Source organism: Streptomyces sp. SDr-06 (assembly GCF_003324565.1).
In the GTDB taxonomy this organism is placed as follows: domain Bacteria; phylum Actinomycetota; class Actinomycetes; order Streptomycetales; family Streptomycetaceae; genus Streptomyces.
This window is the reverse complement of the sequence record NZ_QOLA01000007.1, coordinates 288981-314475: the sequence shown is the minus strand read 5'-3', so window position 1 is coordinate 314475 and position 25495 is coordinate 288981. Positions and strand designations below refer to the sequence as shown.

General features: G+C 69.7%; 26 protein-coding genes. 12 read left to right on the top strand and 14 right to left on the bottom strand.

From position 1 onward, the window contains the following. On the bottom strand, positions 1 to 1093 hold a 1093-nt coding region (locus DT019_RS18190; RefSeq protein WP_262985330.1), incomplete at its 3' end, for an ATP-binding protein. A 72-nt stretch (positions 1094 to 1165) separates the two neighbouring features. Then, positions 1166 to 3238: a DNA topoisomerase (ATP-hydrolyzing) subunit B gene (gene gyrB / locus DT019_RS18185; RefSeq protein WP_114037867.1), complete on the bottom strand. Its 2073-nt coding sequence runs from the start codon at positions 3236 to 3238 to the stop codon at positions 1166 to 1168. A 462-nt stretch (positions 3239 to 3700) separates the two neighbouring features. On the opposite strand from gyrB, the gene DT019_RS18180 reads away from it, so the two are divergent. Further along, positions 3701 to 4237 (top strand): hypothetical protein, encoded by a 537-nt coding sequence (locus DT019_RS18180; protein ID WP_114037866.1) that lies wholly within the window; start codon positions 3701 to 3703, stop codon positions 4235 to 4237. Between the two features lie 150 nt (positions 4238 to 4387). Here DT019_RS18180 and DT019_RS18175 read toward each other — a convergent pair whose 3' ends face one another. Then, complete coding sequence (locus DT019_RS18175; protein WP_114037865.1) at positions 4388 to 4804, bottom strand: CBS domain-containing protein; 417 nt, start codon at positions 4802 to 4804, stop codon at positions 4388 to 4390. A 236-nt stretch (positions 4805 to 5040) separates the two neighbouring features. On the opposite strand from DT019_RS18175, the gene DT019_RS18170 reads away from it, so the two are divergent. Then, positions 5041 to 5598, top strand: a complete 558-nt coding sequence (locus DT019_RS18170) for a hemerythrin domain-containing protein (RefSeq protein WP_114037864.1) — start codon at positions 5041 to 5043, stop codon at positions 5596 to 5598. 59 nt (positions 5599 to 5657) lie between these two features. Here the strand turns inward: DT019_RS18170 and DT019_RS18165 are convergent, their stop codons facing one another. The 3 genes from DT019_RS18165 to DT019_RS39625 all read right to left on the bottom strand — a co-directional run bounded on the left by DT019_RS18165 (position 5658) and on the right by DT019_RS39625 (position 8625). Further along, the gene (locus DT019_RS18165; protein ID WP_114037863.1) at positions 5658 to 6764 is read right to left on the bottom strand and encodes an ABC transporter permease; all 1107 of its coding nucleotides are present in this window, start codon (positions 6762 to 6764) and stop codon (positions 5658 to 5660) included. Between the two features lie 409 nt (positions 6765 to 7173). Further along, a complete protein-coding gene (locus tag DT019_RS18160; protein WP_114037862.1) occupies positions 7174 to 8253 on the bottom strand; it encodes a mechanosensitive ion channel family protein in 1080 nt (359 codons plus the stop codon). A gap of 213 nt (positions 8254 to 8466) precedes the next feature. Then, on the bottom strand, positions 8467 to 8625 hold the full coding sequence (locus DT019_RS39625) for a hypothetical protein (protein ID WP_189389699.1): 159 nt from the start codon (positions 8623 to 8625) through the stop codon (positions 8467 to 8469). Positions 8626 to 9262: 637 nt separating this feature from the next. Between DT019_RS39625 and DT019_RS18155 the strand changes: the two genes are divergently transcribed. From DT019_RS18155 to DT019_RS39620, 3 genes are all read left to right on the top strand, one after another. Beyond that, positions 9263 to 9589, top strand: coding sequence for a plasmid stabilization protein (locus DT019_RS18155; protein ID WP_114037861.1), 327 nt, complete (start codon positions 9263 to 9265; stop codon positions 9587 to 9589). A gap of 329 nt (positions 9590 to 9918) precedes the next feature. Continuing rightward, on the top strand, positions 9919 to 11385 hold the full coding sequence (locus DT019_RS18150; protein ID WP_114037860.1) for an aminotransferase class I/II-fold pyridoxal phosphate-dependent enzyme: 1467 nt from the start codon (positions 9919 to 9921) through the stop codon (positions 11383 to 11385). A gap of 205 nt (positions 11386 to 11590) precedes the next feature. After that, positions 11591 to 11731 (top strand): hypothetical protein, encoded by a 141-nt coding sequence (locus DT019_RS39620; RefSeq protein ID WP_189389711.1) that lies wholly within the window; start codon positions 11591 to 11593, stop codon positions 11729 to 11731. A gap of 31 nt (positions 11732 to 11762) precedes the next feature. Here DT019_RS39620 and DT019_RS41080 read toward each other — a convergent pair whose 3' ends face one another. The 4 genes from DT019_RS41080 to DT019_RS18125 form a co-directional block, all read right to left on the bottom strand. Further along, positions 11763 to 12170: a DUF6479 family protein gene (locus DT019_RS41080; RefSeq protein WP_223279652.1), complete on the bottom strand. Its 408-nt coding sequence runs from the start codon at positions 12168 to 12170 to the stop codon at positions 11763 to 11765. A gap of 666 nt (positions 12171 to 12836) precedes the next feature. Further along, positions 12837 to 13829, bottom strand: coding sequence for a phospholipase D-like domain-containing protein (locus DT019_RS18135; RefSeq protein ID WP_114037859.1), 993 nt, complete (start codon positions 13827 to 13829; stop codon positions 12837 to 12839). A gap of 415 nt (positions 13830 to 14244) precedes the next feature. Next, positions 14245 to 15051 (bottom strand): VOC family protein, encoded by an 807-nt coding sequence (locus DT019_RS18130; protein ID WP_114037858.1) that lies wholly within the window; start codon positions 15049 to 15051, stop codon positions 14245 to 14247. A gap of 282 nt (positions 15052 to 15333) precedes the next feature. Continuing rightward, complete coding sequence (locus tag DT019_RS18125; protein WP_114037857.1) at positions 15334 to 16272, bottom strand: GlxA family transcriptional regulator; 939 nt, start codon at positions 16270 to 16272, stop codon at positions 15334 to 15336. Positions 16273 to 16479: 207 nt separating this feature from the next. Between DT019_RS18125 and DT019_RS18120 the strand changes: the two genes are divergently transcribed. The 4 genes from DT019_RS18120 to DT019_RS18105 are packed head-to-tail and all read left to right on the top strand — an operon-like array spanning position 16480 to position 18323. Next, on the top strand, positions 16480 to 17169 hold the full coding sequence (locus DT019_RS18120) for a DJ-1/PfpI family protein (protein ID WP_114037856.1): 690 nt from the start codon (positions 16480 to 16482) through the stop codon (positions 17167 to 17169). Positions 17170 to 17228: 59 nt separating this feature from the next. Next, positions 17229 to 17549: a hypothetical protein gene (locus DT019_RS18115; protein WP_114037855.1), complete on the top strand. Its 321-nt coding sequence runs from the start codon at positions 17229 to 17231 to the stop codon at positions 17547 to 17549. 1 nt (position 17550) lies between these two features. After that, positions 17551 to 18030: a DUF2269 family protein gene (locus DT019_RS18110; protein WP_114037854.1), complete on the top strand. Its 480-nt coding sequence runs from the start codon at positions 17551 to 17553 to the stop codon at positions 18028 to 18030. Beyond that, positions 18027 to 18323: a DUF3817 domain-containing protein gene (locus DT019_RS18105; protein ID WP_189389697.1), complete on the top strand. Its 297-nt coding sequence runs from the start codon at positions 18027 to 18029 to the stop codon at positions 18321 to 18323. Before DT019_RS18110 ends, DT019_RS18105 begins: the two co-directional genes overlap by 4 nt. A gap of 55 nt (positions 18324 to 18378) precedes the next feature. On the opposite strand, the gene DT019_RS18100 is transcribed toward DT019_RS18105, so the two are convergent. Both DT019_RS18100 and DT019_RS18095 read right to left on the bottom strand, forming a co-directional pair. Then, entirely contained in the window at positions 18379 to 19665 is a 1287-nt protein-coding gene (locus DT019_RS18100) for an MFS transporter (protein WP_114037852.1), read from the bottom strand. Next, positions 19662 to 20201, bottom strand: a complete 540-nt coding sequence (locus DT019_RS18095; protein ID WP_114037851.1) for an ArsR/SmtB family transcription factor — start codon at positions 20199 to 20201, stop codon at positions 19662 to 19664. Before DT019_RS18095 ends, DT019_RS18100 begins: the two co-directional genes overlap by 4 nt. Positions 20202 to 20683: 482 nt before the next feature. Here DT019_RS18095 and DT019_RS18090 point away from each other — a divergent pair, with 482 nt between their 5' ends. Beyond that, positions 20684 to 21673, top strand: a complete 990-nt coding sequence (locus DT019_RS18090; RefSeq protein ID WP_223279644.1) for a phospholipase — start codon at positions 20684 to 20686, stop codon at positions 21671 to 21673. Between the two features lie 199 nt (positions 21674 to 21872). Here DT019_RS18090 and DT019_RS18085 read toward each other — a convergent pair whose 3' ends face one another. Beyond that, positions 21873 to 23243, bottom strand: coding sequence for a hypothetical protein (locus DT019_RS18085; protein WP_114037849.1), 1371 nt, complete (start codon positions 23241 to 23243; stop codon positions 21873 to 21875). 360 nt (positions 23244 to 23603) lie between these two features. Here DT019_RS18085 and DT019_RS18080 point away from each other — a divergent pair, with 360 nt between their 5' ends. Together DT019_RS18080 and DT019_RS18075 are read left to right on the top strand one after the other, a co-directional pair. Continuing rightward, positions 23604 to 24107 (top strand): LURP-one-related/scramblase family protein, encoded by a 504-nt coding sequence (locus DT019_RS18080; RefSeq protein ID WP_114037848.1) that lies wholly within the window; start codon positions 23604 to 23606, stop codon positions 24105 to 24107. 61 nt (positions 24108 to 24168) lie between these two features. Next, the gene (locus DT019_RS18075) at positions 24169 to 24870 is read left to right on the top strand and encodes a metal-dependent hydrolase (protein ID WP_114037847.1); all 702 of its coding nucleotides are present in this window, start codon (positions 24169 to 24171) and stop codon (positions 24868 to 24870) included. Positions 24871 to 25067: 197 nt separating this feature from the next. Here DT019_RS18075 and DT019_RS18070 read toward each other — a convergent pair whose 3' ends face one another. After that, positions 25068 to 25283 (bottom strand): hypothetical protein, encoded by a 216-nt coding sequence (locus tag DT019_RS18070; protein WP_114037846.1) that lies wholly within the window; start codon positions 25281 to 25283, stop codon positions 25068 to 25070. Positions 25284 to 25495 lie beyond the last annotated feature (212 nt).

Below are 25495 nucleotides of genomic sequence, written 5' to 3'. Positions count from 1 at the left end.
CCGCCGTCAGCCCCTCCAGCGCATCGTCCTTGACCACATCGTCCTCGGCCACCCGCAACAGCTTCGCCGACCGCAGCACCTCATTGACCGTCCGCGTCACCGACCGCTCGAACCCGCTCACATGCGTGCCGCCCTTGGGCGTCGCGATGATGTTGACGAACGACCTGAGCGTGGTGTCGTACCCCGTCCCCCAGCGCAGCGCGATGTCCACCCCCAGCTCCCGGGTGACCTCGGTCGGCGTCATGTGCCCGCGCTCGTCCAGGACCGGCACCGTCTCCTTGAACGTCCCCGACCCCGACAGCCGCAGCACATCATTGACCGCCTTGTCCTGCGCCAGATAGTCGCAGAACTCACTGATCCCCCCGTCGAAACGGAACGTCTCCTCACTCTTGCCCTCTCCCTCCAGACCCCGCTCGTCCCGCACCACGATCGTCAGACCCGGCACCAGAAAAGCCGTCTGCCGCGCCCGCTGATACAGCGTCTCCAGCGACAGCTTCGCGTCCTTGAGGAAAATCTGGCGATCGGCCCAGAACCTCACCCGGGTCCCTGTCCGGGCCACGGGCGTCCTGGCGGTCCGGCGCAGCCCCGAGGCCGGTGTGAACACGTTGCCGGTGAAGGTGCCGGGGGTGCCGCGGCGGAAGCTGATCGCGTGGGTGTGACCATGGCGGTCCACCTCCATGTCGAGGCGGGCCGACAGCGCGTTCACCACGGAGGCGCCCACCCCGTGCAGACCACCGGACGCCGCATAGGAGCCGCCGCCGAACTTTCCGCCGGCGTGCAGCCTGGTGTAGGCGACTTCGACTCCGGACAGACCGGTGCGCGGTTCGATGTCGACCGGAATGCCGCGGCCCCGGTCGGTGACCTCGATGGACTCGTCGGCGTGCAGGATGACTTCGATCCGGTCCCCGTGACCTGCCAGGGCCTCGTCGACGGAGTTGTCGATGATCTCCCAGAGACAGTGCATCAGGCCGCGGCTGTCCGTGGACCCGATGTACATCCCCGGCCGTTTGCGCACGGCCTCCAGGCCCTCCAGGACCATGAGATGGCGGGCGGTGTAGTTCTCGGTGCCGTCGTGGCGGGGTGACGCTCTCACTCGCATGACTCCTGGAGGAAAAAGGGACCGCCGCGGCGGCTCGGTGGAAGTGGAAGGGGACTGCGTACGGCGTCAGATGTCGAGGAAACGGACGTCCTTGGCGTTGCGCTGGATGAAGGAGCGCCGGGCTTCGACGTCCTCGCCCATGAGCACGGAGAAGAGATCGTCGGCGAGGGCCGCGTCATCGAGGGTGACCTGGCCCAGGACCCGGTGGTCCATGTCCATGGTGGTGACGCGCAGCTCCTCCGCGTTCATCTCGCCCAGGCCCTTGAACCGCTGGATCGAGTCCTCCTTGACCCGCTTGCCGGCCTCGCGTCCGGCTGTCACCAGCACGTCGCGCTCGCGGTCGGAGTAGGCGTACTCGACGTCGTCACGGCTCCACTTGATCTTGTAGAGGGGAGGGCGGGACAGGTAGACGTGGCCTCCCTCGATGAGGGGGCGCATGAAACGGAACAGGAACGTCAGCAGCAGGGTGCTGATGTGCTGGCCGTCGACATCGGCGTCCGCCATCAGAATGATCTTGTGATAGCGGAGCTTCTCGATGTCGAACTCCTCGTGCACACCGGTCCCGAACCCGGAGATGAGCGCCTGGATCTCGGTGTTCTGGAGGATCTTGTCCATCCGGGCCTTCTCGACGTTCAGGATCTTGCCGCGGATGGGCAGGATGGCCTGGAACTCTGGGTCGCGGCCGGACTTGGCGCTGCCCCCGGCGGAGTCCCCCTCGACGATGAAGATTTCGCACCGGGCGGGGTCGTTGGACTGGCAGTCGGACAGCTTGCCGGGCAGTGACGCCGACTCCAGCAGCCCCTTGCGGCGAGTCAGGTCACGCGCCTTGCGGGCCGCGACACGCGCGGTCGCAGCGGAGATGGCCTTGCGTACGATGTCGGCCGCCTCGACCGGATGCCGGTCGAACCAGTCCGACAGATGCTCGTGCACCAGGCGCTGCACGAAGGTCTTGGCCTCCGTGTTGCCGAGCTTGGTCTTCGTCTGGCCCTCGAACTGCGGCTCACTCATCTTCACCGAGATGATCGCCGTCAGACCTTCGCGGATGTCCTCGCCGGACAGGTTGTCGTCCTTCTCCCGCAGCAGCCGCTTCTCGCGCCCGTAGCGGTTGACGATCGTGGTGAGAGCGGTCCGGAATCCCTCCTCGTGGGTTCCGCCGTCATGGGTGTGGATCGCGTTCGCGTAGGAGTACACGCTCTCGCTGTACTGACCGTTCCACTGCAGGGCGATCTCCGCCGACAGCAGCCGCCCGGCGTCCTCGGCCTCGATGTCGATGACGGTGGGGTGCACGGGCTCGCCCTTGCGCGCGTTGAGGTACGCCACGAAGTCGACGATGCCGCCGTCGTAGCGGTATTCGACTGCCCTGGGTGCCGGGCTCTCCTCAACGGCCGCCCCGGCCGGGCCCGTTGGCACGGCCGTCCGCTCATCGACCAGGGTCAGGGTCAGGCCCTTGTTCAGGAACGCCATCTCCTGGAAACGCCGCGCCAGCGTCTCGAAGGAGTAGTCGGTCGTCTCGAAGATGTCGCCGTCCGCCCAGAACGTGATCGACGTGCCGGTCCGCGAGGACTCCTCGTGCCGGACCAGCGGGCCGCTCGGCACCCCGTGCTCATAGCCCTGGCTCCACCGATGGCCATCCGCGCGCACCTCTGCCGTCAGCCTCGTCGACAGGGCGTTGACCACCGACAGGCCCACCCCGTGCAGACCGCCCGAGACGGCGTACCCCCCGCCCCCGAACTTGCCGCCCGCGTGCAGCACGGTCAGGACGACCTCGATCGCGGGCCGCCCTGTCGCGGGGTGCAGGCCGACCGGGATGCCACGGCCGTTGTCGACGACCCGCACACCGCCGTCGGCCAGGATCGTTACCTCGATCCGGTCCGCGATGCCGGCCAGGGCCTCGTCGACGGAGTTGTCCACGATCTCCTGCACCATGTGGTGCAGGCCCCGCTCACCGGTCGAGCCGATGTACATGCCCGGACGCCTGCGGACCGCGTCCAAGCCTTCCAAGACCGTGATGGCGTGTGCGTCGTAGGAACCAGAGGACTGCTCGCCCCGAACGGGATCGAGGGTTTCGACGCTGACCGGAACACCGGATTCACTCAAGGCGACGCTCGCTTTCGGGCACGACAAACACCGCTGCCGCATACGCGCACGGCAGCGACGGGTCACTGACGGGTTGAGGAGCCACAGACGGACAACCGCATGCCCGCCTGCCAAGCCAGGCCCCGGACCACGCACACGACCGGGACGCACTCGAACTCTACCCAAGGATGAAACGAGGACCGAGGCAGGAAGAACTCTGGGGCGCCTCCTGACGCCCGATCTCCCATCGCCTCGAATCCCCCCACCTTGATCCGCCCAATCGGCCCCAGGTGGCCCTCATGTCCGTCCTGGGGGCATCTCAGGAGCGGGCTCGACCGACAATTTTTCAACCTCGCGCACGGTGGTGCCCGATGCCCGTTTCCTGGACTTGAGGGGGCCGCCGGCGCAGTCGGCAGGGTCCCTCCAAGGGGGCAGGCCCCGGGATTTGCCGGACGCCCGCCTCGCCCACGGTCTAGCGTGCCGACGTACCGCGATTCCCGCCGCGGTCACCTGAGGAGGAATCCCGTGCCATCGCCCTGTGACCCGAAGCACGCCCCCGCCGGTGATGTGGGGGGAGCGCTCATGGTGATCGACTCCCGGCTCAAACAGGTCCGCGAGGGCAAGGAGGGGACCGACCCCGACCAACAGGCGCTGATCAACCAGTACATGGCCTCTCTGGGCCCCCGGGGCGCCGATGACCTGGTGGACGGCGCGTGCACGCTCATCTACATGTTCATGCAGTGGCTACGGGCGGCGTACGAGGACCACGGCAAGGACGTCATCGAGTACGTGGTGCCCAACATCGTGGCCGCGCTGCGCATGATGCCCAAGAGCGCCCGATCCGAAGTCATTCCCACCATGGCGGGCCTGCTCGTCGCCGCGGGCACCGGCCTGAGCCCCAACCTGTGGCGCAAACAGTACGGAGACTGGACCAAGGAGGAACTGACTCCCCTCGAAGCCACCGCCTTCCTGCTCGCGGAGCACATCAACCGCCTCACCGACGACCCGGACTTCGCCACCCGACTGATCTCCGATGCGCTGTCCCGGGCCGAAGCGGACTGAACCTCGCCCCCTCCCCGACTACCGCGCGACGGCCCCGTCCCGGCCAGTGGGGAGCGGCGGGCAGACCGGTGCGGGGCTCAGCCCAAGGCCGGAGCCCCGCGTGGCGTTCTGACGGGAGCGGTATCCCTGCTGCGCATGGGCCACGCAGCGTCAGTCGGCCGACAGGGCCTGCAGGAGGTCGCCGACCTTGGGGTCGGGCAGGGCGCGGACGACATCGGCCTGCGCGACGATGCCGACGAGGGTGTGCCCGTCGATGACGGGCAGCCGACGCACCTTGTGCTCGGCCATGGTGCGCAGGATCTCGTCGGCGTCGTCGTCGGCTCCGATGGTGACGGCCTCACCCTGCGCGAGGTCGCCCGCCTTGACCGAGGCCGGGTCCTTGCCCGCCCCCAGGACCTTCACCACGATGTCCCGGTCCGTGAGCATGCCCTTGAGCCGCTCGTCCGTGCCACAGATCGGCAGGGCTCCGACCCCGAGCTCGGTCATCTTCTTCGCGGCATCCAGCACCGTCTCCTGGGCGCCGACGCACTGGGCACCCGCCGTCATGATTTCGCGAGCCTTCGTCATCGGGCAGCACTCCTCCGTTCTCACCTGCGGATACGGTCCGGCCGCCGGTGCGGCTGAACCCGGGCACTGGACGGGTGCCCCTTGCCCTGTCCGCATAACGGCATCCCCCGCGCGTCCATCCGTCGGCCCCGTCTCGTCCGGCCCAACTCGACGCGCGGGCCGTTAGCGGCCTCGGCCGTCGGGAACCCGTTGCGGTGGCCGGCCGGAGAGACCGGCACGCGCAGAAAAGGGGAGCCATGGGCCACGGCGGAGATGTCATCAACGAACTGAGCACGGATCACCAGGAGGTCCACGAGTTCTTCGCGCGGATCGAAGAAGCCCCTCCGGCCGGCAGCGAGCGCAAGCAGCTGGCCGACCAGCTGACCATCGAGCTCGTCCGGCACTCGGTGGCCGAAGAGGAACACCTGTACCCCGCGGTGCGCCAGTACCTGCCGGGCGGTGACGCGCTGGCCGACAAAGAGATCGCCGACCACGGACGGGTGGAAGAGCTCCTGAAGACCCTGGAGGGGCTCAGCCCCGACGACCCGGACTTCGCCCATGTCATCGTCAAGCTCCGCACCGAGGTGGAAGCTCACATCAAGGAAGAGGAGACCGTCCTCTTCGCCCGGCTGCGCACCGTCTGCGACCCGAGCGACCTGGAAGAGCTGGGGGACAAGGTCCGCACCGCGAAGAAGCTCGCCCCGACCCGCCCCCACCCCGGCACCCCCAGCACTCCCCCCGCCAGCAAACTTCTGGCGCCGGGTGTCGGCCTGGTCGACCGCGCCCGCGACTTCGTCACCGGCCGCGGCAAGTAGCCACTTCCCACCCCTGATCCATGGGCGGATCCGCCCCGACACCGGACCGCGGGCGCACGTCACGCGGCGGCCGCGGCCCCGTGCGCAGGGGGACGGCGGTCGCGGCCTCCGGGGTGGCGGTGGCGCCAGAACCAGAACACCGCGCAGGACAGCAGGGACCACCCGGCCAGCACGAGGAACGGGAAGACGTGCTGAGCGTCCGCGAAGTACACGGCGGTGTGCTGGGCGTTCACTGACGCACCCGGCGGCAGCCAGCGCCCGACGTGGCCGAGCACCGAGGGCAGCAACGGCCAGGACACCGCGCCGCCGGACGAGGGATTGCCGAGCAGGACCATGAGCCCCCACGTGGGCAGCATCGCCCACCGCCCGATCAGGGTGTTGAACATGGTGAACACCATCCCGGACGTGAACATCGTGAAAGCGAGGATCAGCCAGGACTCGAAGAACGGCAGGCTCACCGCGCCGAGCCCCCAGTCGACCACGGCGGCGATGGTGAACCCGCCGAGCAGCGAGTAGGCCACCGTGAACGCGATCCGCTCCAGAGGATTCAGACTCCGCGCGTGCACGCTGAGCTGAATGGAGCCGACGAAGCCCAGCACCACGGCGGCCAGCGAGATGTAGAACAGAGCGAGGCCACGCGGATCACCCCGCTGCAGCGGTTTGACGTCCGTGATCGTCACCGGCACGCCGATCGCCTTGGCTACCTGGGGCGCGGTCTGCGTGAGCACCTGCGCCACGGAGGCACCGGCCGCGCCCGCCACTTCCATGCGTACCCCGTCGGGGCGCACGTCGAGGACCGCGAAGACGGTCTGCTCCTCCATGGCCCGCCGGGCCGCGCGCTCGTTCTCGTACGGCCGCAGTGCGAGGGAGGTGTGGAGGGCCTTGTCCATTCCCGCCACGAACTTCTTCGCCTCGGCCGAATCGGGCGCCGCGACCAGAGCGGTGGGAATGTGCCGCGGCGTCGGATTGGCCATGGCATACGTGTATGACCCCGCGAACAGACCGGCGGCAGCGGCCAGGATGAAGACCAGCACGACCGCCGGCAGGAACGGGGAGTCCCGGAAATCGGCCCACGCCCCGGCCACTCCGCGCTTCCTGGCGTGCGCGCCGTGCCCTCCGGACGCACCGCCGTGCGGTGTGCTGACGTCATCGTCTTCCAGGGACATGTGCGGCTACTCCGTGGCTTGGGACGTTTTTCGTGTGTCTTCCCCGTGCGGCACGACCACCTCAGGACCTTCGGCCACGCGCACAGGGCCATTGGTCCCGGAAGAGGGGACAGATTTCCGATACATAAATCATTGCCCGGATATGCCCGACTGTCGCAGCCCCCACCACCGGACACCGGCCGAGGCCGGTCCTGGTGAGCGGAAGAAACTCCTGGGCAGGCGCGGTCGGCGCCCCCTCCGGCGTCGTGGAGCGGCTACCGGAAAGTGGCCGCGCGTACCGCTGCACGGCGTACGCCGACGGCTGCCGGTGGCCACACCGCTCGGGCACCGGCCCCTCTTCGCAGGCCGCGACCGCCACGCCACGATCCCGTCTCCCGGTCCAGCCGCGGGCGCCACCGCAGCGGGCACGTCAGTGGCGTGCGGCACGGTCGGGCAGCGACTCCGGGGCGTGCGCCGGTTCCGGCGCGGCCAGGGTGTGGCTGATCTTGGGAAGTGCGTACGGGTGCTGTTCCTGCAGCCAGCCGATCAGCTTCTCCCGTACGACGCAGCGCACGGTCCACAGGTCGTCGGCGTCCCGGGCCGTGGCCAGGGCCCGGACCTGGATCGTGCTGGGGGTGGTGTCCGTGACCACGAGGTTCCAGGCTCGTCCGTCCCACGCGTCGCAGTTCTTCAGGACCCGGTGCAGTTCCTGGCGCAGCAGGGTGACCGGCGTGGCATGGTCCAGGTGGAGGTAGACGGTGCCGGTCATCTGGGCGCCGCCCCGGGACCAGTTCTGGAAGGGACGGTTGGTGAAGTACGACACCGGCATGGTGATCCGGCGCTCGTCCCACGTCCTGACCACCAGATAGGTCAGCGTTATCTCTTCCACCGTCCCCCACTCGCCCTCGACCACCACGGTGTCGCCGAGCCGGACCATGTCGCCGAAGGCGATCTGCAGTCCCGCGAAGAGGTTGCCGAGCGTGGACTGCGCGGCGATACCGGCCACCGCCGCGATCACTCCCGCCGAGGCGAGCACCGAGGTGCCCAGCGTCTGCATCGCCCGGAACTGCATCAGCATGACGGCGCCCGTGACCGCCGCCACGACGGCGATCACCACTCGCTGGATGAGCGTGACCTGCGTCTGCACCCTGCGCACACGGGCCGCGTCGTGCGACACCGACGCGTAGTGCGCATATCCGGACTCGACGATCGCGCCTGCGATGCGCACGATCAGCCAGCCCACGGAAGCGATCAACAACAGGGTCAGGGCTCGATCGATACCGGCGTGATGCCCCCGGCCCACCCCCGCGGTCTGGTAGCTGCTCAGCAACAGGGCTGTGCAGGCGGCCACTTGCAAAGGCACGCGACAGCGGCGCAAGCGTGGCCACAGGAGGACCGCCGGATGCCGGGAGGCGATCTGGCGCAGCGCGAAATCTGCCGCCCACCCCACAGCGAAGGTAGCGAGGATGACGCTTCCGGACACCAACAGTGGACGCAACACGATCTCCATGCACACCTCTCCTTCCTCAGCGTGCGCCGACGGACGCCGGAGCGACGGCCGACTCTCGCTGAACTGCCGTACACATGCGCAGCCTTCGGACCTCCCCTGCTCCCCGCGCAACGGTTCATGCCGCTGTTCGGCGGGGCGCGGGCGCCTCCCGTGCGCGGGAGCGATCAAATGGAGAGACCGCTTCGCCGGGGAACCCCGTCCGGAATATGTGCCTCAGTCCCCTCTCGCACCCAGCTCCTCGGTCCCGTGCTCGTCCTCGGGTTCCCGCTCGCCTTCCGCCTGCGAGGGCGTGGTGCATTCCGTTTCCCTGTGCCGCTCTTCGCTGTCGTCCCGGCGCTCGCCTTCCGCCTGGGACGGGGTCGTCTCCTGCATGGTCGGCTCCTTTCGCCGTCGTACCCGTACGGGGACAGCCACGCAGCGCGCCTGCGGGGTGCGCCCGGAAGGCGCATACCCGTCATACGTCGCTCCAGACCCAGCAGAGCCAAGACATCGCCCCCTCTGCCCGGGAGTGCCGCGGAGCCCTTCGTCCGGGTTTGGGCGGAAGAGGTCGCGGTCACACGGCGAGGCGACGCCGTGGCCCCGTGCTCACGTCGCCTGCCGCGCCACGGCAGGGGCCACTCCTCCCCTCCGCACGGAAACCTGAGCGCGGACGTGAGCATGAAAACAGACCCGTCACCGAGCTCTGTGCGGCTCGTGCCGTACGGGCCCGGGCAGTTGACGGAACGTGCGGCAAGCCGCGACGGCACCGCTGCCGCGGCACCGGCCCGCGCCGCCCTGTGCGCGACTTCCCGACGCGAGGCGATCTCCTCACCCGGTCGGCGCATCGATCCGGAGGGGCCGTCCACGAGCGCGTCGCTCCGGCGCCAGCCGCTCGGCCGTCCCGCCTCGCGGTGGGCTGGGTTTCGCCGTGGACTGGGGCTTGTGGGCTGCCGACCGCTTGTGGACGTCGGGTGCCCGCCGGGGCCGACCGGAGAGTTGGCCCTGACCCCTATCAGCCAGGAGTTGTGCCATGCCCCGAGGTTCCAGTCCCAAGCGCGAGCGCCAGTACGAGCACATCAAGGAGAGCGCCGAGGAGCGCGGCGCCTCGACCAAACGGGCCAAGGAGCTCGCGTCTCGTACGGTCAACAAGGAGCGTGCGCGCTCGGGCGAATCGAAATCCGCGAGCAGGACGTCCACGCAGGACAGGAAGTCCGCGTCCCAGCGGGGCGGGCAACGCTCTCACAGCGGCTCGACGGGACCGACCAAGGACCAGCTCTACGAGGAGGCCAAGAAGCGCAACATCGACGGACGCTCGTCGATGAACAAGCAGGAACTGCGCAAGGCCCTCGGCCGCTGACCTCGCGCCGGTCACGCCCGCATGCGGCACTGCCGCCGCCCCATCGCGGGAACCGTCGGGGTCGCCGAGCCCCGTAGCCACGGGTGGGCGTCCTCGGCGCCCGGGGCGGGGCGCCGTGGGCAACCGGCCCCGGCGCAGCCACGAACCGGTGCCTTTCGCAGCCCGGCGGCCAAGCCGGTGGGCGGACCCCGCACCCAGTCACCGGGCGACGCCGGAAGAGCGCGCTCCCAGGAGGGGTCCAGACCCTCCCGGCACGCCCGCTCCCCCATTGAGCGGCGCCCATCACCAAGTGCGGTTTCCGGTGCGAACCCGAAGGGCAGTCGGCCACCATGGACCACTCGAAGGCCCCTGTACTCGAAGCGCTGTCCGCGTATCACGAAAGCGGGCAGACGCCGTTCACGCCGCCCGGCCACAAGCAGGGCCGGGGCGCGGACCCCCGTGTGCGGGCCGTCCTCGGTGAGGCGGTGTTCCGCTCGGACGTCCTGGCCACCTCCGGCCTGGACGACCGGCGGTCGTCCCACGGCGTCCTGGAGGAGGCCCAGGCGCTGATGGCCGACGCGGTCGGCGCACAGCACACGTTCTTCTCGACGTGCGGCAGTTCGTTGTCGGTCAAGTCGGCGATGCTGTCGGTCGCGGGCCCCCACGAGAAGCTGCTGTTGGGCAGGGACGCCCACAAGTCGGTCGTCTCCGGCCTGATCCTCTCCGGCATCGAGCCGGTGTGGGTGGAGCCGCAATGGGACGCCGAGCGCCACCTGGCGCACCCGCCGTCGGCGCAGGCGTTCGCCGAGGCGTTCGAGCAGCACCCGGACGCCCGCGGTGCCCTGGTGACGAGCCCCACCCCTTACGGCACGTGTTCCGACCTCGCCGCGATCGCCGAGGTGTGCCACGCGGCGGGAAGGCCCGTCATCGTGGACGAGGCGTGGGGAGCCCACCTTCCCTTCCATTCCGATCTGCCCACCTGGGCCATGGACGCGGGCGCGGATGTCTGCGTGACCTCGGTCCACAAGATGGGATCAGGGCTGGAGCAGGGCTCGGTGTTCCACCTCCAGGGCGACCTGGTCAAGCCGGAAGTGCTGAAGAGCCGTGAGGATCTGCTCGGCACCACCAGCCCGTCCGTGCTTCTCTATGCCGCCCTGGACGGCTGGCGCCGGCAGATGGTCGAACACGGCAAGGCGCTGTACGACCGTGCTCTGGCACTCGCCGAGGATGTCCGCACACGCATCGCCTCGATCGACGGCTTGCACGTACACGGCAGGGACGACTTCTGCGGCCCCGGTCTGGCCGCTGACCTCGACCCGATGCAGATCATCATCGACATCACCGCTCTGGGCACGACCGGGTACCGGGCCGCCGACTGGATCCGCGAGCACCATCAGATCAATCTGCATCTCTCCGATCACCGCCGCATCAGCGCCCAGCTCACGCACGCCGACGACGAGGACAGCGCGGCCGCGCTCATCGCCGCGCTGCGCGACGTGGCCGCACACGCCGCGGACCTGCGTCCCGCCCCGCACGTCGAAGTCCCGCCTCCGGACCGGTTGCGCCTGGAGCAGGCCGCGCTGCCCCGCGACGCGTTCTTCAGCAGTACCGAACAGATCCCGGTGGACCGTGCGCCGGGGCGGATCAGCGCCGAGATGCTGACCCCGTACCCGCCGGGGATCCCCGCGGTGATGCCCGGAGAACGGCTCACCTCCGACGTCCTGCGGTACCTGCGCAGCGGCGTCGAGGCAGGCATGGTCGTGCCGGACGCCGTGGACACCGAGGTCCACACCGTCCGCGTCGTCGCCGAGGACTAGAACGGCCCGCCGACCGAGGGTGCTCGCGTACGGCCGCACGGCCCGGCGTTTCGGGGCAACGGGCTCGGGAACCCGGCTCGCGCACCGTCGGCGGTCGGCCGTCCGGCGGTGTGGTCAGCCGAGCCAGGCGGACCCGGTATCCCCCGTTGCAGAGAGAGGATGACGCGCCGTGATCACGCGTACGGTCGAGAACAGGCCTCTGAAAGTGGCTGAAACCGGTTGGGCGAAAGCCCGGCACACCCGGGGCAAGGGCATACGCACCTGTCTTCCACCCGTCGCGGAGAGCGACTCCGCGCCCTGCCCGAACGGCCGTCCCGACGAGAACCTCGTACGCGGCGAGGACTGACCACCCCCGGCCGCCATCCAACGCCACGCGCCTACGATGCCGCGCCCTGGCCGCCGTCCCCCGCGATGCCTGAACGTGCGCCCCGGTCCTGGCACTTGGACCGGACGCCGGAGCCCGGGCAGGGCGTACTCCGGGGGCAGCAGCGACGGGAAGGTAGGCGACGGTGCCACACAACAGGGCGCCCTCCTCGGCCGCCCGGGCGCAGCCGTCCAGGAGGCCGGGGCCCAGCACGCAGTCCACATCGAGGGAAACCAACAGGTCGGCACCCGCGGCGGGGGCGCGCGGCCCCGCGTTGCGGGCAGCCCGGGATGCGGTGGGCGCGGCCCGCCGCACGGTCCCGGGCACGCATCCGGCGCCCCCACCACGCCGCTGCGATCAGAAGGGCGACGATCACCACTCCCACCAGCAGAGGCACCACCCCGATGACGAACCCGTGCATCAATGCCAACGGTGCGTTGTAGCGGGAGGCGGCCCACGGGGCGCGGTCCGACACGTCGAGGGGCCCTGGTGCCATATGACACCAGGGCCCCGAAGGAACTGCTACACCATCGGTCGGCCGTCCTACTGCGCCGACCTTCTGTTTCCGCGAGTCCGCCCTGAACAGCGGCGGGACCGCGGGGATCGCGGATGCGTGACCGGAGACCACCTCACTATCGATGTCCTGCGGTACCCGGGTCGATACCTGCTGACCCGGGCGATCCTGATGGCGCCCAACTCCTCCGTTCTTCCCTCTGAATCAATCACTTTCCCAACGGAACTGCGTACTGCTGGTACTGCCGATACCGCGAACCGCACCAACCGAATGCCCACCGCCCACTGCGGTACGCCCCGTGGCGGCCCCTCGACTCTGCGGGCCACCCGGTCCGGTCGTCAGCCCCGTCGCCGTCCTGCAACCACTCTGGCTTCGGAACTCCACCACCGCACCGTGCTGCGAACGCGGCTCCTGCTGCCCGGCAGTTCGTCTCTGCCGGGCCTTGTCCGACCTCGATTACAAGAGAAACCATAGTGACGTCATGACCCAATGTCTACCGCAGCCACGATAGATTTTCTCGCGTTCGACGGGGAGGCAGTCGGCTGGACGCAAGCCCGGAATGGCGGTCGGACGTCAGTACGGCGTTCCGTTGGCGAAGTCGGTGGCGAACGGCGCTTCGATACCGTTGAGGACGTCGGGGCTGTTGACGATCAGGCCGAGCTCGCGGTTGTTGTTGAGCGAGTTGTCCGAGAAGTTCTCCGAACCGGCGAAGACCTTGGCCGTCGGGGTGCCGTAGTCGGCGACGATCGCCTTGGCATGGATGTAGAGACCGGTGGTGGAGGAGAAGGTGACGACCGCGCCACCGGCCTGCGTCACCTGGTCGAAGTAGCTGCCGTAACTGTCGGGGTTCATGCCGACCACCCGGACGGCGACGCTGCGGTTCTCGGCCGCCACCACGGCGTCGACGAGCGCTGAGTCACCGAACTCCAGCTGCTCCAGATCCAGGGAGTGCTGAGCGCCGTTGATCAGATCCAGCAGGCGCGCCTGCGAGTCGGTGGGCGACCAGACAAGGTGGTCGCCGTCCGAGGGAGTGATCGAGCTGTGGGCGTAATCCGCACTGAACGTCCGCTCTATGGCGGCGACATCGGCGGCGTCGGTGTCGAAGACCGCGTAGTCCCGGCTGCTCGCGTAGTACGTCGAGTCCAGGTTTCCCGTGAGGATGAGCGATTGGGCGCCATCCACGGTGATGGTCTTCTGGTGGGTGTAGACGTAGTCGGGCGACGAGTACACCACCCCGACGCCCGCGGACTGGAGGGCTCGGTAGGCCGCTCCGTTCACCGACGTGTGCTGGGCGTCGAGGATGACGCGGACCCGCACTCCGGCCTTCTTGCGGCTCACCAGGGCGTTGACAGCACTGGTGTCGCGCAGTTCGTACATGGTGAGGTCCACCGACTTGGTGGCCGAGTCGATGAAGTCGTACACCGCGGTGTGGCCCTGGTCGGGGAAGACCAGAGGGTTGGCGGCAGACGCGGCCTGGGCGGCGCCCGGGGCGGCCAAGGCGGTTGTCGAGGACAGCAGCAGGGCGCCGGCCAAGAGGGCGGCGCGGGCGGGATGGGACAGCGGCATGCCGAACTCCGTCTGTGTGCACCGTAGTTGATGGTCCGTGGCGTGTGCAGGACCTCATGGTGCGACCGCCGCGGTTTACGCGGGTGGACAGCGGAGGTTAATTTTTGGCATAGCCACGACAATGCTTTCTCGATGCCGCACCGGGACTTCCGCGCGCTTCCCGGAACATGCCGCGGGGCGGGGGCGCCGCACCGACGCCGCCCACTGACGAAGCGCCGGGGGCACCGGAACCGCGAAAGGGCGGCCGCGCGCAGGAAGGCGCCCACCGGGTGGGCGCCCTTCAACGCGGGCGGCCGTCCACCCGTACATCGCGAGGCGCCCCCGGCGGCAGCCGCTCACCACGCCGACCGCCGCCGTGCCCCACAAGCGTGGGACACGGCGGCGGTCGGTGAAAGCCAGCCGTGGGGCGTCCGGGTCAGGCCGACTCGGGTGCCGTCGCGTTGATGACGGCGAACACCCCGCCCTGCGGGTCCTGCACGACGGCCATCCGGCCCGCCATCATGTCGAACGGCGCCTGGAGGATGTTGCCACCGGCCCTGACCAACGCGTCGACCGTACTGTCGGTGTCATCGACCGAGAAGTAGGTCAGCCAGTGCGAGGGCGTGCCCGGCGGGAGGCCGTCAATTCCGGAGAGCGCCTGCATGCCGCCCACCGTCCTGCCCTCCGCGCTCAGCGCGAGGTATCCGCCCCCACCCTCCAGCGGAGCGGCGGTGAGGCCCAGCGTCTTGGAGTAGAAGGACGCGGCGATATCCGTGTCCGCGGTGTTGAGTTCGCTCCAGATGAACGCGCCAGGCTCGTTCACGATGCCGGCGCCGCGGAAGTCCATGGCCTGCCAGAGGCCGAAGACGGCCCCGGTCGGGTCGCTCATGACGGCCATTCTGCCGAGCGTCATCACGTCCATGCCCGGCACCATCACCTGGCCGCCATTGCCGGCGCACTTCTTCTCCGTCGCCGCCAGGTCGGCGGTCGCGAGATACGTGGTCCACACGGTCGGCGGCATCGGGTCCGGCTTGCTGCCGTCGGGATTCATCGCGGCCATGATCCCGGCGACCGGTTGGCCCTTCAACGTACAGACCGCGTAACCCCCGGTCTCGGGCGGTCCGACCTCGCCCTGCCAGCCGAAGAGATCGCGGTAGAAATCGAGGGCCGCTTCCTGGTCGGGAACCATCAGGTCGACCCAGCAAGGGGTCCCAGGTACGTACGGACCGGTGACAGTGGGCATGAGCGGCCTCCATGGACTGATGGCGCGGGTCCCGGTGCGGCGTGCGAACAAGCTCGGCCCGTGATCCATCCCTGGTGTGGGGTCAAAGCCAGTCAAGCACTGGTCCGAGTCGAGTGCACCACGACGGACCCGGGCTCGCGGCAGCGCGTCCGACGGTGGCCGTGCGCCTCCCTGACCCCGGCGTCCCCGGGTGCCGGGGCCCGGACCAGCGTCCGCGCCCGCTCGCACGGGAAAGGCGCCGCCCTCCGAGCAGGAAGAGGCCCGAGTCCGATCCACTCCGCTTCAGCTGAACGACCGTCGATAGGCGTGGGGGCTGACTCCCGTGGTGCGTTTGAAGCGGTCCCGGAAGGCGGTCGGTGAGCCGAAGCCGACCTGGGTGCCGATGCGCTCTACGGAGTGCTGAGTGGTTTCGAGGAGGTGCTGGGCCTGTCGGATCCGGGCCCGATGGAGCCACTGAAGCGGGGTCGTTCCGGTCTGTTCGCGGAAGTGGCGTATCAGCGTCCGGGTACTGGTTCCGGCTCGGGCGGCGATGTCGGCGAGCGTGAGCTCGGAACCCAGGTTGTCCTGCAACCAGTTGAGCACGGGTTCGAGGAGGGAGCCCCGCGGTGTGGGCGCGTGGTCGCGGAGGATGAACTGCGCCTGCCCGCCCTCGCGTTCCAGCGGCATGACGGACATCCGGGCGGAGTCGGCGGCGACGGCCGAACCGTAGTCGCTGCGGATCATGTGCAGACACAGGTCCAAGCCGGCGGCAGCACCCGCGGAGGTGAGGAACTGACCGTTGTCGACGTACAGGACGCCCGGATCGACCGTGATGTCCGGATGGGTGGCGGCCAGCATGTCGGCCGCGATCCAGTGCGTGGTGGCACGCATGCCGTCCAGGAGCCCCGTGGCGGCCAGGGCGAAGGTGCCCACGCAGACGGAGGCGATGCGCGTGCCGGACTCCGCCGCCCTGCGCAGCGCCTCGCGGACAGGCGGGGCGAGCGGGTCCGTGGGGGTGCTGATGCCGGGCACGATGATCGTGTCCGCGCCGTCGAGCCCCTCCAGACCCCAGGGGGCCCGCAGGGTGAATACCCCCGTGTCGATCTCCGGCTTCTCCGCGCACACGCGGATCTGGTATCCGGGGCGCCCGTCCGGCAGCCGGGTACGGGAGAAGACTTCGATCGGGGTCGACAGGTCGAACGGGATCACCCCGTCCAACGCCAGAACGGCGACAGTGTGCATGGCCAGAAGATACCTCCCCACCATGCGCGCGGCCCGGCCCAAGGAGCTCTCACATCGCTGTCCCTCGAGGTCAAAGGCCTGCGAACGGACATGGCACTATCCCGTTGAAGCCTGTCATTAATGCCACTGGGGCGAGGAACGCCGAGCGCCTAGCGTCAAGGGCGAGCCCGGCGGGGACCGGGCCGCTCGCACGCGGAGGAACTCTTCATGTACGCCCAGATCGTCCTCTTCGACGGCTTCGATCCGCTCGACGCCGTCGCCCCCTACGAGGTCCTGCACGCCGGTGGTATCGCCTCCGGCGGCACGGTGAGCGTGGAGCTCGTCTCCGCCGAGGGGCCGCGCGACGTGGTCAGCAGCACCGGGGGCCTCGTACTGCGCGCCACGGGCACGCTCGACCCCGCGCGCAGGGGGCTGATCCTCGTCCCCGGCGCCGCGGGCCGCGTCGGGGAATCCGGGGAGGTCCCCGACCCCGGGACCGACGCCACGCAAGGACAACAGGACGCGTCCATCCCGGAGTTGTTGGGCCGCACCCTCTCCACCGGGCTGCCCGCGCTGCTGAAGGCCGCGCTGGACAACCCCGAGGTGACGGTCGCGACGGTGTGCGGCGGCTCGCTCGTACTGGCCATGGCCGGACTGCTGGAAGGCCGCAACGCCACCACCCATCATCTGGGCAGGGACTTGCTGGAGGCCACCGGTGTCCACGCGGTGAACGCCCGCGTCGTCGATGACGGCGACCTCGTCACCGGCGCCGGTGTCACCTCGGGACTGGACCTGGCCCTGTATCTGCTGGAGCGCGAAGTGGGGCCGCGGATCGCCCACACCGTCGAGGAGCTGTTCGCCCATGAACGCCGCGGCACCGTCTGGCGCGCGCAGGGCCCGGTGCCCGCCGCCTTCTGACCCCGCACCGCTCCCCCGCTCTCTTCCCTCGCACCACTACGTCAGGAGTCGGCACCACCATGCTCGTCGAAGGCACTTGGGATCTGTCCGTGTCCACCCCCATCGGCAAGATCGCAGCCGTCATCGAACTCGGCCGCCTCGACGGCGCGCTGACCGGAGCCGCCCGCGGCATGGGAGAGGAAGTCCCTCTCGCGGATGTGGCCCTCGAAGGCGACCTCCTCACCTGGAAGCAGACCGTCACCCAACCCGTGCGCCTGAATCTCGTGTTCGCCGTCACGGTCACCGGAGACACCTTGACCGGCACCTCCCGGGCCGGACGGCTCCCCGCGTCCAAGGTCACGGGCGAGCGTCGGGCGGTACCAGCGGTCGGGGAGCGCTGACGTGACGAAGCTCTTCCTCTCCCTGCACGTCCTGGCCGCTGTTCTGGCCATCGGACCGGTGACCGTCGCCGCGAGTCTGTTTCCCGCCGTGCTACGGCGCGCGGACGGCGATCCGAACGATTCTGAGGCGCTCTCGACGTTGCAGATACTGCACCGTATCTGCCGTGTCTACGCGGTGGTGGGGCTGGCGGTTCCCGTGCTCGGATTCGCCACGGCGAGCAGCCTCGGTGTCCTCGGCAGCGGCTGGCTCATCGCCTCCATCGTGCTGACGGCCGCGGCGGCGGCGATTTTGGCGCTGCTGATCCTGCCCGCCCAGGACAGCGTTGTCTCCGCGGCCCGGACACCCGCGTCCGGCCGGGGCCTCACCGCTGGTCGGCCTTCCGCCAGACGCCTTGCCCTGTGGGCGGGCCTCTTCAATCTGCTGTGGGCGACGGTCACCGTCCTCATGGTCGTCCGCCCCGGTTCCACCACAGGAGCGTGACCGTGCGTCCTCGCCCGCTGCGCATCGCGGCCCAAGTCGAACTCGTCTCACTGATCGTCCTGTTGACCAACCTGTTCACCGCGCACCTCAAGCCGGTCTCCTCGCTGGCGGGCCCCCTCCACGGCTGCGCCTACCTGTTCGTGATGGCCGCCACCTGGCGCGTCGAGCACGCGCCCGTGTCCGCCAAGGCCATGGCCGTCATTCCCGGCATCGGCGGCCTCCTCGCCCTCGGCCGGCTGTCCCGCACCGAGGCGGTCGACCGGCACGGCGAGGACGTCGAACCGTCGACATAACGCTCCCCGTCGGTACCGGAGTTTCCGCTTCGGCGCTCGCGGACCTCGCCGAGGCCTAAACGGCCCCTTCCGGAACCGGACCCCGGGTTTCCGGCTGAGCCGGGCCACCGGCCGGGGCGACGGCACGCAGCGCCGCCTCGACGCGGCGGTTGCTCGTCATCGTCGCCGTGACGGCGGTCATGGTGAGGAGGAGGACGGCGGCGACGTAGAGCGGGGTGCGGACGTCGTAAGCGGAGGCCAGCCAGCCGCCGAGGAACGCGCCGAACGGGGCGGCGCACATGGCGAGCATGCGGGAGGTGGAAGCGACCCGGCCCATCAGTTCGGCGGGAACGATCGCCTGCCGGAGGGAGGGCCCCAGCACCATCGTTGCGCCCATGCCCGCTCCGCACACGGCGAGCGCGACGCCGGCCGCGTACGGATTCGGCGCGGCGGCAAGGCCCAGGATGGCGAGGCCCTCGACGGCGGCCGTACAGGTCAGTGCCGTGCCGGTGCCGAGGCGGCGGCCGAGGAATGAGGCGATGCCCGCGCCGAGCAGCCCTCCCGTGGCCTCCGCCATGAGGAGCAGGCCGAAGCCGAAGGTGTCGATGCCGAGGCGATCGTGCGCGAAAAGGGCCAGGACGGTCTCCACGGCGAGGAAGGCGACGTTCCCGACCGCCGGACGCAACGCGAGCCCGAGCAGCAACCGATCCTGGAAAACGTACGAGGCACCGGCCCGCGCCTGGCGCAGCAGCGAGTCGCGGGCCTGCGGCACGGGCCGGGACGTCGCGGGCAGCGACCGCACGAGCAGCGCGGAGAGCGCGAACGACACCGCGTCGGCGAACAGCGGAAACGCCCACCCGAGCGCGAGCAGCGCACTGCCCGCAGGCGGCCCCGCGAAGCCGGACGCGGCCGTCTGGCTGCCGCGCAGGCGGGAGTTGGCGCGTTCCAGGAGTGCCCGGTCATGGCCGAGCAGATCCGGCAGATAAGCCGTCGCGGCCGTGTCGAAGAGGAGTTGGCCGAGGCCGAGAAGGAAGGCGACGGCCGCGAGGAGGGGAATGCTCAGCGCATCGAGCGCGGCCGCCGCCGTCGGTATGGCGAGCAGCACCGCACGCGCCGCGTCCGTGACCCACATCGTGCGCCGCCGGTCCCAGCGGTCCACCAGCGCACCGCCGAGCACCCCGAAGAGCAGCCACGGCAGTGTTCCGACGGCCGTGACGACGGCGAGCGCCATCGGGTCCCGCGTCAGCGTCAGCGCGAGCAGCGGCAGCGCGGCGTGCGTCACCCCGTCACCGAGCGAGGACACCGTCTGTGCAGTCCACAGTCGCCCGAACCCGGCCGGCAACTTGCGCGAATCCTGGGTCACTTGGCGTTCCCTTCAGCCTGCCGGCGCGCTGCCGGGTGGAACAGCGCGAAGACGAGCGACGCGTCCGGCAGCGACGGGTCGGACAGCTCCCGGTACTCCTCCGCCAGTGCGTGGAGCCGCGCCGCGAGCTCCGTGAACTGCTCCTGGGTGAGCCTCAGGTGCGCCATCCGTACGTGGCGCTCGCTTTCCGCCGGGGCGGCTTCCAGGTCCGCCACCGCGTGCCGCATCAGGACATCCGGTCCGCCTTCGCCCGGGTCCGGCAGCACGATGGCCCGCGCGGCCATGGCGTAGTACCGCTCGGTGACACCCCGGACCTTCCGCGTCCGTACCACCTTCACCAGCCCGGCCCGTTCGAGCAGCCGTACGTGATAGCTGGAACTGCCCTTCGCGAGGCCCACCCGCTCAGCGATCTGCGTAATCGTCGCGGGCTCGAAGCGGAGGACGGCCATGATCCGGTGCCGCGTGAGATTGGAAACGGCGCGTAGCTGCTCGTCCGTGGTGACGTGGAACGCCTCGGGAAGATCATCGGTTGACATGACCCCAATGGTCAACACTTCTTGACCATTTGGCAAGGGTGTTTCTTCGGGAGGGCGCGAGATCGCGCAGTGGGGGGCTGCGGACGAGCGGCATCCGCATCGAGGAGTCCACCGGAACACGGGAGTTGAGGAAGCCCGGCGGGTCGTCCGGCAGGGCATCGAGCGCGATCGCGGGCGCACGCGAAGCCCGGGCCGTGTCCCACGCCGCAGACAACTGCCGCGTCCCGTTTCGCCGTTCCAGGACACTCACGTTCCCCCAGGCCACCGGCGTCCGGCGCGTTCCAGCGTCCCGAGTTCGACCCTCACGGTGGCGTCCGGAGTGGATCTCCCCGCATGCTGGGATCTTCAAGGCCCCCTCCACCGGCGGCAGCTGGGCCCTGAGCCCGGGCGCACGCGGGGCCCGCGTCAAGCACGCGGCAGACCGCAGGCGGTGGGGCGGCCCATCCGTCCGCCCCAGGACACCGACATCGAGGAGTACGTTCTTGACCACTCAGCTTCGACAGGGCGTCCGCCCGCGCCTGTTATGGGCGCTGATGGCAGCGCTGTGCGGGATCATCGGCGCGAGCGCGCTCGGGACGACGCCGGCCGCGGCGGCCGATCAGCGCCACGCGATCTACGCCATCGCCCACCGCGTCGACACCCTCGACGGTGTGGACGCCGCACTCAGCCATGGCGCGAACGGCATCGAGATCGATGTGTGCGCCTGGTGGAATCCGAACGAATGGCGCGCCTATCACGACTGCTCATCGGCCGGTGACAACCGGTACGGTCCCAGCTTCGACAGCATGATCGACCGCATCGTCTCCAACGCCAATGCCGGGCGTCGGCTCGCCCTGGTCTGGCTGGACATCAAGGACCCGAACTACTGCGGGGAAGCCCCCAACCGGGCATGCAGCGTCGCCGGACTGCGGGACAAGGCCCAGCGCCTGACAGCCGCCGGGATCCAGGTGCTCTACGGCTTCTACGAGTACCACGGCGGCAGCACCCCGGACGTGGGCGGCCGGGGGTGGCAGAGCCTCGAAGGCAGGCTCGGCCCGCTGGAAGGCATCACGACAACCGGCACCCGTGACCAGGCCCAGAACGCGTTCAACCGGTCCGGCTCCGGGTTCCCGGCAGGTCACCGGGCGATGGACTACGGCGACACCGACATCACCAACGGGTTCGGCAACTGCACCGAAGCCACCTGGAACACCTGCGCCGAACTCAAGAAGGGGGCCGCGGACCGTGGCGCCGGAACGCTCGCGGCCACGTTCTCCTGGACGACCACCTACAACGATCCCTGGTACGTCGACAAGCTTCTGGGCGACGCGCGTGTCGACGGGATCATCGCGGGCTACGGCGCCTTCACCGGTGTGCGTGAGTACGACACCAGCTGGCAGTGTGCCAACGCCATCAATCTCGTCCGCGACTGGGTGAACAAGCACAGCTCCACCCATCGCATGGCCACCAGCTCCGACCGCCTCTTCAGGTAGCGGACCATCAGGGCCGGGCCCCTACGGACCGGCCCCCATGAGCTCCGCCGGGCCGTCGGCGGCATGTCGGCCGACGGCCCTCCGTGCGTGAGCTCGCGACGCCGGCCCAGACCGCCCCGCCCCGCGCCGATGGACGCCGCGCCGGACGCGCACGCGGTGCGCGCCTCGCACGGCCCGCACCGGCACCCGCCGCACCGCTCTACCAGTCGCCGGTGAAGCCGCCTCCCGAGTCCCCGCCGAAGTCGCCCCCCGATCCCCCGCCGAAACTGGCGGAGAAGTCACCGGCGTTGAAGTCGGAGCCACTGAACTCGCCACCACCGGGGAGGCTTTCGGATCCCAGGGAGCCGGACTCGGCGAAGGCACTCGGCGCGCTGATCAGGCTGCCGAGCGCCGTCCCGACGAGCAGGCCACCGAGCAGGCCGGCCGCGCCGCCGAAGTAACCACCGGCCCATGGGGCGTACGCCGGGCCGGCGTTCCAGTACGGCTGGGGTCCCTCGTCGGTGGGGACCATGCGGGTCTCGGGGTCCTGCCCCCTTCCCACGCGTGCCGCGTCGTCGGCGCAGGCGGGGACCGCACGCGGGGTGCCGCCGACGGGCGCCCACTGGACATCGGCCACCGACGGGCCGTGCCGCGGGTCGAAGAAGCACGGCACCCGGCGTTCGGGCAGGGGTTCACCCTTGCGCCTGGCGGCGAGGGTGGCCAGCGCGAAGCGGCCGTCGGCCAGCGTCTCGGTCACCGGCTGGACGTCCTGAGGTGACCGGGCCGCCGCCATCTGCCCCTTCGCCCTGTCGTACGCGTCGAGGGCGTGCTCGTAGTCCGTGCGCATCGCGTCGGTCGCGCCGGGTTCGGACGGCGTGAACGCGAGCCGGTCGAGTTCTTCCCCGTACGCGGTGATGTCCTCGTCCACGACGGCGCGCAGCGCGTCCAGTTCGGCGCGCTCGGCTTCCTCGCGCTTCTTGCGCGACCGCCTCAGCACGGCGTAACCGGCGCCCGCGCCCACGACGAGCACGCCGCCCACGACCACCCACAAGGTGGTCGCCGATCCGTCTTCGTGTGCGCCCGCCCAGGAGCTGGGCGCCTTGCCCTTGGCCTGACTGAGGGCCTGGTCGACGAAGCTGTTCAACTCCGAGGCGGCGTCGTGGGCTCCGTCCCGCATGACCGCGCCCACCAGGTTCTCGACGGCGTTCCTGGGCATGACCTGCCGGTCGGCGCCGGCGTTGAAGCCGTCACCGAGGCGGATCGCGTAGACGCCGGTGAGACCGGTGAGCGAGCGCACGTCCTTCAGGACGGTGGCCTGGGGGAATTCGGGGCCCTGCGGAAGGACCGCGACAAACACCGGCTTGCCCGCATCCTTGATCTTCTTCGCGAGCGCATCCGCGTCGGACTTCGGCAACTGGCTCTCGACCCGCGGATCGACGTACACGGGACCCTTCTTCAGCGCGTCGGCCACCGCGCCGGTGCCGCTCGCCGCGTGTGCGGGTGAGGGAACCAGAACGGCGGCGAACGCGAACAGCAATCCGGCCAGAGCTGTCGCCAGCTTCGGTCCTGCGGCCCGCGGGTGGGTGGACATGGAGGGCGTCCCTTCGGGTTCCTCGGGAAGGTGGTGCTCATACACAGACGTACGAGGTCGGACACCTGTCCCTGCGGTGCGATCAAAGAAGGAGGAGACCTTCTGCCTCCACCTGACAGTTTTATAGTTGCGCAATATAGCAACTCTCTGAGCGGATAACGCCTCGCCTCTCTCGTCGCTCCGGCCAAGGGATCCGCACCCAACAGACGACTCAAGGCCCCCCGCCCCGGACACCCCAAGTCTTGGATTGCGCAAGCATGCAACTAAGATGCCGGGCGAGGACTCACGCTCCCTTCCCGCCGGGGGCCCTCACGCGACGGCAGCACCGAGGATCACGAACGGCCTGAACGGGGGCACTCCATGCGCTATCTGGTACGCGACCGGATGCTGGCATTCCACGAGGAAGCCTGGGTGGAGACCGAGCACCGGGACAAGCTGTTCAAGGTCAATCGCAAACTGCTGCGCCTGCGGACCACGTTCGACTTCGTGGACCACCAGGGCAACCAGGTCGCCACCATCGTCAAGAAGGCCCTGACGCTGCATCACACCATCCTGATCAAGCAGGACGGCGAAGCGGTCGGCGTGATCAGCAAGCGGGCGTTCCGGCTGTTCGGGGACCGCTTCAAGATCCGCTTGAAGGACGGCCGACGCCTGCGCATCACGGGCAACCTCTGGGACCGCGAGTTCGACATCCAGCACGACGGCACCACTCTGGGCCACATCTCCCGCCGCTGGTTCACCATCCGCGACGCCTACGCCGTCGACGTGATGAGCGAGCGCGACGCGACGCTGCTGATCATCCTGGCCGTGTGTGTGGACCACATCATGGAGGATCGCAAGGGCGAACGCCTCACCAACATCTGACGCACCACCATGTGACGCGCGCCCCTTCGACGGCGCCGAACCGGGGGAGAACAACCACACCATGATGGGCCATTCCCATGCCGTCAGCGGCGCGCTGCTCTTCGCGGGCGCCGCGCCCTACCTGCCGCCGATGGTGCTCCACACCCATCTGGCGCCGCAGGAGATTCTCATGGGCACCGTGCTGTGCGCGGGTGCCGCTCTGCTGCCCGATCTCGACCATCACGACGGGACGATCGCCAACTTCCTCGGCCCGGTCTCCCGCCTGCTCTGCCGCTTCGTCGCCTGGATCTCGGGAGGCCACCGCCACGCCACCCACTCCCTGTTCTTCATCGCCGCGATGGTGCTCGGCAGTTGGGCCGGGATCACCTACTGGGGGCGGCCGTTCACCCTCGGCGTCACCTTCTTCCTGCTGGCCCTGGCCGTGCGAGCGCTCAACCTGTGCCCACCCGGTCACGGCTTCCACGCCTGGGGCACCATCGTGGCCATGGCCGCCCTGGGCACGGCGGCCATCGCCAAGTTCATCCCCTCCACGCCCGGTTGGCTCCCCTACGCCATCGGTCTGGGCTGCCTGGCCCACCTGCTCGGGGACTCCATCACCAAACGGGGCGCCCCGTGGCTGTGGCCGCTCAAGACCCGCTACGAGATCGTGCTGATCAAGCGCAGCGGGAACAAGGTGGAGACCGAGATACTCACTCCCCTGATGGGCATCGCCACCATCGTGCTGCTGTGGCTCACCGTCCTCGCGCCCAACCCCCTGAGCTGAACAACCGGACCATGGCCGCGGCCGCCTTCCGCCCGCTTCCGTGCGCCATCCACGGCCGAGCAGGCCGTGGCGGGCCGCCGCGCCGTATCCGCCGGGGCTGACACGGCGCCCCCGCGATGGAGCGGTGGCAGGGGTATGGCCCCGTCCCCGCGTGAACGCCGCGACAACGGGGCCGTACCCGGGCTGACGCGCAGCCGTCAGTGGAAGTCGCCGAACATGCCCTCCTTGTGGAAGCCGTCCACGTTGGCGTCCACCACGCCGTCCGAGCCGCCGACCATGCTGAAGTTGCCGACCAGCCCGCTGCTGGAGAACCCGTGGTCGTCGTCGTGGTCGTGCGCGAAGGCGGTGCCGGAAGCACCCAGCAGGGCGGTGGCGGCCAGAGCGGTGGCGGCCAGAGCGGTACCAATACGCATGGAATTCCTTCCCTCACGATGAACATGCAGACGCCAGAAGATCCCCTCCTGGGGCGGCGCCCAGATACGCGAAGGCCAGACTCCACCCGGATGGCGGGCCGTACTCACCACCTCGCAGGAACCGGAAGGCCGATGAGCACCGGACCGGGCGAGGTCCGGGGCCGTCCGCGCAGCGGGTTTCCGCACGAGTTCGACATCGTCGTGGCGCCGCG

Coding starts and splice junctions, on each gene's coding strand:
- DT019_RS18085 (WP_114037849.1), bottom strand. CDS start 23,243: ATGTCCACCCACCCGCGGGCCGCAGGACCGAAGCTGGCGACAGCTCTG.
- DT019_RS41080 (WP_223279652.1), bottom strand. CDS start 12,170: ATGCACGGGTTCGTCATCGGGGTGGTGCCTCTGCTGGTGGGAGTGGTG.
- DT019_RS39625 (WP_189389699.1), bottom strand. CDS start 8,625: ATGCAGGAGACGACCCCGTCCCAGGCGGAAGGCGAGCGCCGGGACGAC.
- DT019_RS18155 (WP_114037861.1), top strand. CDS start 9,263: ATGCCCCGAGGTTCCAGTCCCAAGCGCGAGCGCCAGTACGAGCACATC.
- DT019_RS18070 (WP_114037846.1), bottom strand. CDS start 25,283: ATGCGTATTGGTACCGCTCTGGCCGCCACCGCTCTGGCCGCCACCGCC.
- gyrB (WP_114037867.1), bottom strand. CDS start 3,238: ATGCGGCAGCGGTGTTTGTCGTGCCCGAAAGCGAGCGTCGCCTTGAGT.
- DT019_RS18175 (WP_114037865.1), bottom strand. CDS start 4,804: ATGACGAAGGCTCGCGAAATCATGACGGCGGGTGCCCAGTGCGTCGGC.
- DT019_RS18135 (WP_114037859.1), bottom strand. CDS start 13,829: ATGCCGCTGTCCCATCCCGCCCGCGCCGCCCTCTTGGCCGGCGCCCTG.
- DT019_RS18115 (WP_114037855.1), top strand. CDS start 17,229: ATGCTCGTCGAAGGCACTTGGGATCTGTCCGTGTCCACCCCCATCGGC.
- DT019_RS18075 (WP_114037847.1), top strand. CDS start 24,169: ATGATGGGCCATTCCCATGCCGTCAGCGGCGCGCTGCTCTTCGCGGGC.
- DT019_RS18095 (WP_114037851.1), bottom strand. CDS start 20,201: ATGTCAACCGATGATCTTCCCGAGGCGTTCCACGTCACCACGGACGAG.
- DT019_RS18150 (WP_114037860.1), top strand. CDS start 9,919: ATGGACCACTCGAAGGCCCCTGTACTCGAAGCGCTGTCCGCGTATCAC.
- DT019_RS18165 (WP_114037863.1), bottom strand. CDS start 6,764: ATGTCCCTGGAAGACGATGACGTCAGCACACCGCACGGCGGTGCGTCC.
- DT019_RS18125 (WP_114037857.1), bottom strand. CDS start 16,272: ATGCACACTGTCGCCGTTCTGGCGTTGGACGGGGTGATCCCGTTCGAC.
- DT019_RS18130 (WP_114037858.1), bottom strand. CDS start 15,051: ATGCCCACTGTCACCGGTCCGTACGTACCTGGGACCCCTTGCTGGGTC.
- DT019_RS18080 (WP_114037848.1), top strand. CDS start 23,604: ATGCGCTATCTGGTACGCGACCGGATGCTGGCATTCCACGAGGAAGCC.
- DT019_RS18160 (WP_114037862.1), bottom strand. CDS start 8,253: ATGGAGATCGTGTTGCGTCCACTGTTGGTGTCCGGAAGCGTCATCCTC.
- DT019_RS18120 (WP_114037856.1), top strand. CDS start 16,480: ATGTACGCCCAGATCGTCCTCTTCGACGGCTTCGATCCGCTCGACGCC.
- DT019_RS18170 (WP_114037864.1), top strand. CDS start 5,041: ATGGGCCACGGCGGAGATGTCATCAACGAACTGAGCACGGATCACCAG.